Origin of the sequence: Pseudoalteromonas sp. SR45-5 (assembly GCF_014163565.1) — a bacterium.
In the GTDB taxonomy this organism is placed as follows: domain Bacteria; phylum Pseudomonadota; class Gammaproteobacteria; order Enterobacterales; family Alteromonadaceae; genus Pseudoalteromonas; species Pseudoalteromonas distincta.
This window is the reverse complement of sequence record NZ_JACJDN010000094.1, coordinates 1-8916: the sequence shown is the minus strand read 5'-3', so window position 1 is coordinate 8916 and position 8916 is coordinate 1. Positions and strand designations below refer to the sequence as shown.

The window sequence follows — 8916 nt, the reverse complement described above, 5'->3', positions numbered from 1 at the left end:
TTAATAAAAATGAGGTAGCTATGCCAAACAGGATAAAATAATTATTAAACCTCTTTTTTTCTCGCTTTTCTATTTCTGGAGCGATCCTTTTACCGACCCAATACTTCCTTGTTTTTACAACCTTTCGTTTTGCTTTATAGCTCCTACGGACAAAGTTGACATATTCAGGAAGTAACATATGGGAGTAAGAATAAAGTAACGCAGAAACTGTAAATAAAACTAAAAATAGTGGAAGCATTGACAACATTAAGCCACTATAAATGACTTGGTGAAAACTTCGCTCCATCAGGTCCGAATCTAGGTGAGCTGCAATCAAAAAGCCATGGTAATGCGCTGTACTCCAAGAAAACAATAATGCAGTACAAATTGCTAATAAAATAGCGCTATCTATGAATTTAGTCACAACTACTCCTGAAAATATAACGCCCGTTAAGTGGACAAAAATTATGGGTTATAATGTGAAGCGAAGAGAAATGTAACCCACTGTTTTTTGTTCCGTTTAAGCGCCTAGTTAGCCAACTTTGCATTGTAGCTAAAAGCCCAAAAGGTTTAAAAACGCTTCTATTGGGTTTGTTAAAAGTGCTTTAGATACGCCTAAAGTGACAAGTATAAATATTATAATACTTATAAGAAAATAATCACAAATAACTTGAAATATTCGCTGAACAGGAGTTAATTTGTTTTTTTGTTTAGATATATTTCCGATGGATTCATTAAAATTTGATAATACTTCCGACCATTCTTCACTATAATTAATACTAAAGTCACAAAGGTAATTATGACTCTTATCTCGTGAGAACTTATGTTCAGCAATCAAATACTCTAAGCAACCTTCTTCACGAAATAATAGCCATTGATGAAGAGTACGTAGTTTATCTAAACACTCCATTCTTTCAGCATAACTCAGGTAATCTAGATCCATTTCTGTTGTCGTTAACTGTTTACTTTTTACATAGTCAATTAATTCGTTAGTAGTGCACCGAGAATAAATATTAAGTTCTTCGATAGTAAGCATGTATTTTATTTACTCCGCAATACTAACAAACATCGCTAGTTGGCTAACGCCTTGTTATGTGCCGACTTATTAAGAATTAATATTACTGAGTAAAATGTCCGCATATTTTTTTAGAAATGCTTTCATGTTACTAGCTGGAATTTTAGCCATAACTCTATTATTACGATGCCTAAATAGCAAGTAGTCGACTGTGAAATGTTGATCTGCCGAAATTACTTCAATGTTAAAATGAGCAACACTATTACGAAGTTGATGAATTAGTTTTTGGAGGTCGTTTATAGAATCATGTATTTCAGAGTTTTCTAGTCCAAGATGAGTTTTGAATTCATTAGAAAGTACTTCATTTGGAATATTCTTTATGATTCTTTCTTTAGGCATTACAATTAAACCAAGAAAACAGTTAATTATTAAAGTGTAATTGTACTGTTTTTCAAACTCTACATCTGTAATGAATTCATCATATTGGTCTATCAAAGATATTGTTCTTTGGATAAAGTCAGGTTCAAAGTTAGCGTAATTTCCCATTTAAAACCCCCAAGTTGAAGATTGATGCAAAGGCACATAACGTCTGCTTTAGCGGATAAAAATTGTTGGTTATAATGTGGAGCGAAGCGGAACCTAACCAACTGTTTTTATTCCGTTTAAAGCTCTTGTTATGCAACTTGCTCAGCAGATAGGAACTTAATGTTTTCTTTCTCATCTTCGAATAAGAATTTAATGGAACTCCAAAAGTCATCTTTATCAGTGAGTTGTGACTCAATAATAATAGTGCCACCAATTTCATTTACAGTATCAATTGTTTCAATCGCTCTTAGGCTTTCCAAAAGTGAATCTACATGAGTAATATAATTTTCAGAGTCTGTATTTGGGAATTGACAGTCTCTGCCTAAATCGTTGTCAGTTAATTGCCTAATTTTAATGCGATAGTTCATTTTATCTCCGTTACATAACAGTTTTATCAGAGGACACTTTCCCTATTTTACGCGAGAATGTCCTTATTTTATGAGCTTATATTAATAGCAAATAGTGTAAGTTATTGCCAGCTATAAATATTATGCTTAGGATCAGTTACTACATCATATAAAAAAGGGGACGTTTTCTCTTAGTATTACTGAGCGGATGGCTATTAACTTTGAATGACTGGTTATCGCTCATAACTGCCTATCAATTGCACTCTACAATGTCTTATTTGATCTTCTTTGCTTATTTATTTTTTACTGTTTTTGGCTGGCTTAATAGGTTTTATAAATATATGATATTGATAATTATTTGCATTAAAAGGTTTTGAAGGTGTGTATGAAAAAGTCTATCTTAACTCTGGCGTTAGTTACGGGTTTGAGTGGTTGTAGCACAACAACTGTGCCGCCTGATAAAAGCTCATCGCTTTATTACACTGCGCTTTATAATGCACAAGCAAAGCCTGTTAGCTCTTTATTATTAGAGCCCACGCTATTAAATGCCGATGTGGTTTTAGTAGGTGAATGGCATACGCACCCGGGTGTGCATTTATTTCAGGCTGAGTTATTTGAGCAATTAAGTAGAGTCAATAAACGCACTGCCCTGTCGCTTGAGCAGTTTAGCCGCGCCGATCAGCCTATTTTAAACCAGTATGTTAAAGGTGAAATTGGTGAGCAATACTTAATTGATAACACCCAAGCGTGGCCTAACTACAAAAGTGATTATCGAGCGCTTATAGAGCTGGCTAAAGCGAACAATAGCGATGTAATCGCTGCCAATGCCCCTAAAAATATAGTCACCTGTATTGGCAGGCAAGGCATAAGCTACCTAAATAAACTTGATGAAACACAGCAGAGCTATATTGCAGCCGCTATTGATACGTCCCCCAGTGATTATAAACAACGTTTTATGACCTCAATGCACCACGGCTCGCCGAGTCAAAACGAGAATTATTATGCTGCGCAAGTTACCTGGGATGAAACCATGGGGGAGTCTATCGTTAACTATTTAAATAATCATAAAGATGCGCAAGTAATGCATATAGCGGGCGATTTTCATGTAAAAAATGGCGAAGGTATAGCGCGCGTTATTAAGCGTTTAGCGCCAGACCTAAATGTTGTGTGGATATCGCCGGTAACGAATGTGCAAGCTAATCAAAGTGGGTATCAGTTGCAGGTTAACCCTTTGCCAACCCGTTATGTACAAAAAGAACATCAGCAAGCCGCTTTTAAAGCGTTAGGCAAGCGAGGCGAGCAAACAGCTTGCTTATAAAATAACGACATAGTTAGTGAATCTCTTAACCAGGGCTCAGGTTAACTATGTCGTCATGTATTTAGGTTAGTTATTTCGGGCTTGGTTGGTTAGCTCAACCAGCGCTTTACGTACCTCTAACGGGCTGTTGCACTGGGTTTTAAAATTAATAAAGTAATTACGCTTTTGGCTTTGTATATAAAAACCAGTGGGTAATAGGCCGCTCATTATAGGGGTGTTATCGGCTACGCCGTAGTGCTGCATTAATATGAGCGACATAGCATCTTGGTGATCTTCATTCATATGGTTAATCATGCTTTGCTGCTGGCTTTCATCCCAGTTTTTTGCCTCGCCCTGCCACTCGATTTGTTCAAGCCAAAATATTTTGCCAAAGCCGCCAATGTAACGCACTCGCACTACGTCTAATTGCCATAATTGAAAGTCGTGCGCGTTGCGATAGCTAGCGGCTTCGGGGTATAGGGAAATATAGTTATCAAGTAAAGTGTGTGCTTGCTCACTTGGCACGATAGAGCCATCGCCTACAAGCGTTACGCGGCCGTGCTCGTTTTGATCGCCACTGTCGGTGGCATCAAACACAGTTAGGCTCATACGTGAGTCGTGCTTTAGATTTTTAGTGTGCTGGGCTATATCGCTAATAAAAAAGTAAACACGGCCTTGTTCGTCGCACATATAGGGGGTTACCGAGCCAAACGGGTAGCCGCGTAAATTATTAGAAATGGTCGACATGACACCAGCATTGGTTTTGTAAACCAAGGTGCGTGCATCGTTTAATGCTTGCTCTCTCATAAAAACTCCTGACGTTGAGAAAAAACCATGGGTGCATCGTTATAAGGATGAGGATTTACGTGCAGTTTCATGGCGTACATTTGTTGTAAGTTTTGTTCTGTTAATACGGTGTTTATAGGCCCACTTTGCAGCACTTTTTTGTTGTGCAGTAAAATAGCGTCGGTTGCATAAAGGCTGGCCAAATTTAGATCGTGTATTGCAATAATGGCGCTGTTGCCCTGCTCTACAAACGCTTTAACGCAGCTGAGCAAAGCATGTTGATGGCGCATATCAAGTGCTGATGTAGGCTCGTCGAGCAGCATTAGTTTTGGCTCGGCCGATTGTGTAAAGGCGTTTAGCTGCGCTAAAGTACGCGCCATATGCACACGTTGTTGCTCGCCGCCCGAAAGTGAACTTACGCGGCGAGTTAAGTAATTACTTAAATCCATAATAGCGGCGTATTTATGTACTTTTTCGCTTTGCATTTTTAATGACTCTACATACGGGTAGCGGCCCATTGCAATAAGCTCAAATACAGTAAAATCAAACCCTACGTGGTTAGCTTGCATCATGACTGCGCGCTGTGTTGCAAGGCTTTTTTTAGCGTGAGAGGCTAGCGGCTTAGCATTAAAAAGTACATTGCCTGTAAAGGAATGCATTCCTGCTAAGGTATGCAGTAAGGTTGATTTACCCGCGCCATTTTCACCAAGTAGTGCAACAAGTTGGCCTTGTTTAGCACTGCCATTAATGGTGTTTAAAACGTTATGGTTACCAAAGCCAACACTTAGGTTGTTAAATGCGATCATGACCAACCTCGTTTATTTTTAACGATTAAATAAATAAACAATGGCGCACCTAAAAGCGCAGTAATAATTCCAATGGGTAGCTCTGATGGCATTATGGCAATGCGTGCTAGCCAGTCAGAAAGTAGCAATACCACTACGCCAATTAGCATACAAAGCGGCAGCATATTACGTAAATGCGGCCCCACCATTAATCGGGCAATATGCGGGACTACTAAACCAACAAACCCTATTAAGCCGGTAAGTGCCACAACCGCCCCTACTCCTAGTGCAACAAGTATAATTACATATAGTTTGAGCTTGTTGGTGTCTACCCCTAGGTACTGAGCTTGTGACTCGCCAATAAGGAGTAAGTTCATGGGCTCTTTTAACCGCCACAGGCCAATTAGGCTGATAAACAGTAACGGCGCAGCTTGAATAATCGTGCTCCAGCTTGCTCCGCCTAATGAGCCCATGGTCCAGTAATTTATTAATCTTAATGCACTGTCATCGGCAAAAAAGCTCAGTAGCCCAATAACCGCAAATGCTAATGCGTTAATAGCAACCCCGACTAATATAAGTGTGGTGATATTAATTTGCCCTTGCTGCTTGGCAATAAAATATACCAGCGAGGTAACACCAAGCGCCCCTAAAAACGACGCATAAGGTAAATACAACTGCGCGTTAAAATTAAACTGCGCGCTAAGTGCTATAAACGCCACAGCAACCATAGCCGCACCCGCACTAATGCCAATAATAGATGGGTCGGCCAATGGGTTGCGGCACAGCGCTTGCGTTGACGCGCCTGTTTGAGCAAGCACCAACCCTACAAGCACTGCAAGCAAAAAGCGTGGCAAACGTATTTGCATTACGACATTTATTTGCAGCGCATCAAACTGATTAAAGCGCTCAGGCGCAAGCCAAGCAATGGCTAAACGCCAATCCCACCCTGCTGGCCCATACCCTATGCTAAGTAGCGCCAAAGCAAAAATACACACAGAGGCTAATAGCATCCATTTATGGGTTTGGCTAAGTGTTACAGGCTTAAAACGGCTCAATGTTAGGGTGTTCATAAGTGGGCTTTGTACTCGTTAAGCTCATTAATTGCTGTGGCTATACGCGGCGACATGCCAAGCGAAAGTAGGCTATCCATTACAAGTAAGCTACAGGTTTGCGCCGCTTTTAATAAGCGTAGGTTCGGTTGCTCACAAAAAGCCTGCTTACCGCCAAGGCTTTGTACAACATGGGCTGGGGCTACTAAAAAGTCGGGCTGATTTACAGCCAGTACTTCACTATTTATTGCTTTAAAGCCTGAATACGTAGCGCCTATATTAGTAATGCCTGCATAGCTAAATAATAAATTAGGGACGGTTTCTTGCCCGGCGGCAACAAGCCCGCGCTCATTAGCTGAGAGTATAAATAGCGCGCTGTGTGTTGGCGCTTTTGCTTTTTCAGGTAACGATTTTGTAATGTGCGTAATAAGTGTTTGTGCTTTTTGCTTAGCGTTTAAATCGGTACCAAGGCGTTTAATTAGCTCAAGTAGCTCGTTAACTGAGGTCGGCTTTTTATAATGAATTAGCTTAACCCCTGTTGCCTCAATTTGCTTAAGTGCTTGGCTACGCCCTGCGCCTTCAAGCGCTAACAAGGTGGTTGGACGCATTGAAAGTACGCCTTCTGCCGCTAAATCGCGATAATAGCCCACTTGTGGTAATTGTGTGGCTTGGTGCGGGTACATGCTCGATTGATCAACCGCTACAAGGGTATTTTGTTTGCCTAGCGCATAAATTATTTCTGTAAGGGTGCCGCCAGCGCTAATAACGCGCTCTTGTGCAACCGCAGATTGGGCCATTAAAGCAAACAATATAAATAGGTATTTCATTACACACTCCGGTTTTATTTTTTGGCTATTATAACCAGTTAAATCTAAATGAAAATGATTATCATAATTAATTGATCTTATTTTGACTTAGTTGTAACATCTCCGCCATAAATAATAACTATTATCATTTGGAGTTAAAATGAATCCCTCTGCGTTTAGATTTACTGCTATAGCAACCTTACTACTCGGCTCGGGCACTGCCATTGCCGAAAACATAATTGACGATCATATTGTTGTAAGTGGCTCGCGCTTTGAGCAAAAGCTTAAAGATGTTACAGGCTCAGTTACTGTTATTACCGAGCAAGACATAGAGCGTCAGCTAGCTGTAGATTTACAAACCATGTTTAAGTACGACCCAAGCATTGCAACGACAGGCAGTGGCGCCGGCGCGCAAACACTTACAGTACGTGGTGTTGGTGGTAACCGTGTTGTATTTATAAAAGATGGCCGACGCACCAACGATGGTTATGCAGGCGGAGGGGGCTATTTAGTTGGCCGTAATTATTTTGACGTAGCAGGTATAAAACAAGTAGAAGTAGCCAAAGGTGCTGCATCGTCATTATATGGCTCTGATGCACTTGGTGGCATTGTGGTTATAACCACTAAAGATCCTAGTGATTATTTAAAAAATAACAGCAGCTTTGTAAAAATGGCGCTTGGGTATCAAGGTCAAAGTAATCAAGTAGCCGCCGATATTACTGCGGCAAAAGACTTAGGCGACTTTGCAGTAAGCGCCGTGTATAGCCACCGCGACAGCGAAGAAGTACAAAACTATGACGAAAATTTACCCGGTTATGATGCTAAGTCGGATGCTTTATTAGTTAAATTTGAGCAACAGCTTGATGAAAAACGCACACTTAAATACACCCTTGATTACTTTAATCAAACAACTGAGCAAGTAATAACCCCCGCTGTTCAAGAAACCGAAGAAGATGACACGAGTTGGTCACTGGCGCTCGATTACCATTCAGAAGTAGCAACCGCCGCGTTTGATAAATGGTATGGGCAAGTGTCTTATAGTAGTTACGAGCAACAAAGCGATCAAATTAGTGGCGCAAGCACCTACACCGATTATAACGACTATCGTTTTGAGCAAAATATTTTAGGTTTAAAAGCGGTATTTAATAAAGGGTTTAACGCAGAGAGTGCCGATCATGAAGTGGTATACGGGATTGATATAGACTTATACGACACCACCCGCCCACGTTTTAAAACCCGTATTTTAGCCGATGGCACTATTGATTTTACAGATCAAAAACAAAAAGCATTCCCGGGGGCTGATACCTCTTTAATTGGCGCTTATGTACAAGATAGTATTTCGTTTAATAATAGCGCGTGGTCAGTTATTGCGGGTGTGCGATATGATTACTACACCCTAGAGGCTAAAAATGATGAGCTATACGCCGATGCGCAGCTTGGTGATATTACCGAATCTGCTTTTTCGCCTAAGCTAGGTGCTATATACCAAGTGGATGATAACTTGTCGTTGTACGGGCAATACGTACGAGGCTTTAAAATACCACCACACGACCAAGCCTATCAAAGCCACGGCGTTGAGCCGTTTTATCAAATATTACCAAACGCCGATTTAGACCCTGAAAGCAGTGATTCGTTTGAGCTTGGGCTAAGATACGCCAGCAGCGATATTAGTGTAAATTTAAGTGCTTTTTATGCAGCATACGATGACTTTATAGAAACCGCCGTAGTGGGTGTTGAGCCAACGTACATTCCTAGCGTAAACAAAACGCTGTATCAGTACCAAAATATTAGCGAAACACAAATAAGCGGTGTTGAAGCAGGAATTGCCATGTATGTAGCTGAAAATATACTACTAGAGGCAAACGTGGCTTACGTTGATGGTGAAAATAAAGAAACCGATCAGCCTCTTACCAGCATTAGCCCGTTAAATGGCTCAGTATTGTTAAGTACAGAACAGGGTAATATTAACTGGACCGCCGCGTTGCGTTTGGCTAAATCGCAATCGGATGTAGTACTTGATACAAACGGTAATAAAACTACGCAAGGACATGGCTACGGCGTTGTTGATTTATACGCAAACTACGAATGGCAAGCGTGGCAGCTAAATGTAGGTGTACTTAATTTGCTCGATAAAGAATATGTACCTTTTGAGTTGATTGCAGGTCAATCACAAGGTGCTGATTTTAGCCAATACACCCAACCTGGGCGTAACTTTTCAGCCAAAATAAGCTATGAGTTTTAATTAGCTCCTAGAAAATTAAATAGCA

At 40.5% G+C, this 8916-nt stretch carries 9 protein-coding genes and 1 pseudogene; 2 read left to right on the top strand and 8 right to left on the bottom strand.

Going from position 1 to position 8916, the window contains the following annotated elements:
• The 4 genes and pseudogenes from H5072_RS05635 to H5072_RS05620 all read right to left on the bottom strand — a co-directional run.
• Window positions 1-403: pseudogene (locus H5072_RS05635) on the bottom strand (hypothetical protein); the annotation flags it as partial.
• A gap of 129 nt (window positions 404-532) precedes the next feature.
• On the bottom strand, window positions 533-1015 hold the full coding sequence (locus tag H5072_RS05630; protein ID WP_182692944.1) for a hypothetical protein: 483 nt from the start codon (window positions 1013-1015) through the stop codon (window positions 533-535).
• Between the two features lie 69 nt (window positions 1016-1084).
• On the bottom strand, window positions 1085-1540 hold the full coding sequence (locus H5072_RS05625) for a HEPN family nuclease (protein ID WP_182692943.1): 456 nt from the start codon (window positions 1538-1540) through the stop codon (window positions 1085-1087).
• Between the two features lie 128 nt (window positions 1541-1668).
• Window positions 1669-1947, bottom strand: a complete 279-nt coding sequence (locus H5072_RS05620; RefSeq protein ID WP_182692942.1) for a hypothetical protein — start codon at window positions 1945-1947, stop codon at window positions 1669-1671.
• Window positions 1948-2311: 364 nt separating this feature from the next.
• Here H5072_RS05620 and H5072_RS05615 point away from each other — a divergent pair, with 364 nt between their 5' ends.
• Window positions 2312-3244, top strand: a complete 933-nt coding sequence (locus tag H5072_RS05615; protein ID WP_182692941.1) for a ChaN family lipoprotein — start codon at window positions 2312-2314, stop codon at window positions 3242-3244.
• 66 nt (window positions 3245-3310) lie between these two features.
• On the opposite strand, the gene H5072_RS05610 is transcribed toward H5072_RS05615, so the two are convergent.
• The 4 genes from H5072_RS05610 to H5072_RS05595 are packed head-to-tail and all read right to left on the bottom strand — an operon-like array spanning window position 3311 to window position 6670.
• Window positions 3311-4030, bottom strand: a complete 720-nt coding sequence (locus H5072_RS05610) for a HugZ family protein (protein ID WP_182692940.1) — start codon at window positions 4028-4030, stop codon at window positions 3311-3313.
• Complete coding sequence (locus tag H5072_RS05605) at window positions 4027-4815, bottom strand: heme ABC transporter ATP-binding protein (protein ID WP_182692939.1); 789 nt, start codon at window positions 4813-4815, stop codon at window positions 4027-4029. Before H5072_RS05605 ends, H5072_RS05610 begins: the two co-directional genes overlap by 4 nt.
• On the bottom strand, window positions 4812-5864 hold the full coding sequence (locus tag H5072_RS05600; protein WP_182692938.1) for an iron ABC transporter permease: 1053 nt from the start codon (window positions 5862-5864) through the stop codon (window positions 4812-4814). Before H5072_RS05600 ends, H5072_RS05605 begins: the two co-directional genes overlap by 4 nt.
• The gene (locus H5072_RS05595) at window positions 5861-6670 is read right to left on the bottom strand and encodes a hemin ABC transporter substrate-binding protein (protein ID WP_182692937.1); all 810 of its coding nucleotides are present in this window, start codon (window positions 6668-6670) and stop codon (window positions 5861-5863) included. Before H5072_RS05595 ends, H5072_RS05600 begins: the two co-directional genes overlap by 4 nt.
• Before the next feature lie 139 nt (window positions 6671-6809).
• Here H5072_RS05595 and H5072_RS05590 point away from each other — a divergent pair, with 139 nt between their 5' ends.
• Complete coding sequence (locus H5072_RS05590) at window positions 6810-8891, top strand: TonB-dependent hemoglobin/transferrin/lactoferrin family receptor (protein ID WP_182692936.1); 2082 nt, start codon at window positions 6810-6812, stop codon at window positions 8889-8891.
• Window positions 8892-8916: the final 25 nt, after the last annotated feature.

Excerpts from the sequence above, each read along its gene's own strand:
- H5072_RS05630 (WP_182692944.1), bottom strand. The coding sequence starts at position 1,015 with ATGCTTACTATCGAAGAACTTAATATTTATTCTCGGTGCACTACTAAC.
- H5072_RS05625 (WP_182692943.1), bottom strand. The coding sequence starts at position 1,540 with ATGGGAAATTACGCTAACTTTGAACCTGACTTTATCCAAAGAACAATA.
- H5072_RS05620 (WP_182692942.1), bottom strand. The coding sequence starts at position 1,947 with ATGAACTATCGCATTAAAATTAGGCAATTAACTGACAACGATTTAGGC.
- H5072_RS05615 (WP_182692941.1), top strand. The coding sequence starts at position 2,312 with ATGAAAAAGTCTATCTTAACTCTGGCGTTAGTTACGGGTTTGAGTGGT.
- H5072_RS05610 (WP_182692940.1), bottom strand. The coding sequence starts at position 4,030 with ATGAGAGAGCAAGCATTAAACGATGCACGCACCTTGGTTTACAAAACC.
- H5072_RS05605 (WP_182692939.1), bottom strand. The coding sequence starts at position 4,815 with ATGATCGCATTTAACAACCTAAGTGTTGGCTTTGGTAACCATAACGTT.
- H5072_RS05600 (WP_182692938.1), bottom strand. The coding sequence starts at position 5,864 with ATGAACACCCTAACATTGAGCCGTTTTAAGCCTGTAACACTTAGCCAA.
- H5072_RS05595 (WP_182692937.1), bottom strand. The coding sequence starts at position 6,670 with ATGAAATACCTATTTATATTGTTTGCTTTAATGGCCCAATCTGCGGTT.
- H5072_RS05590 (WP_182692936.1), top strand. The coding sequence starts at position 6,810 with ATGAATCCCTCTGCGTTTAGATTTACTGCTATAGCAACCTTACTACTC.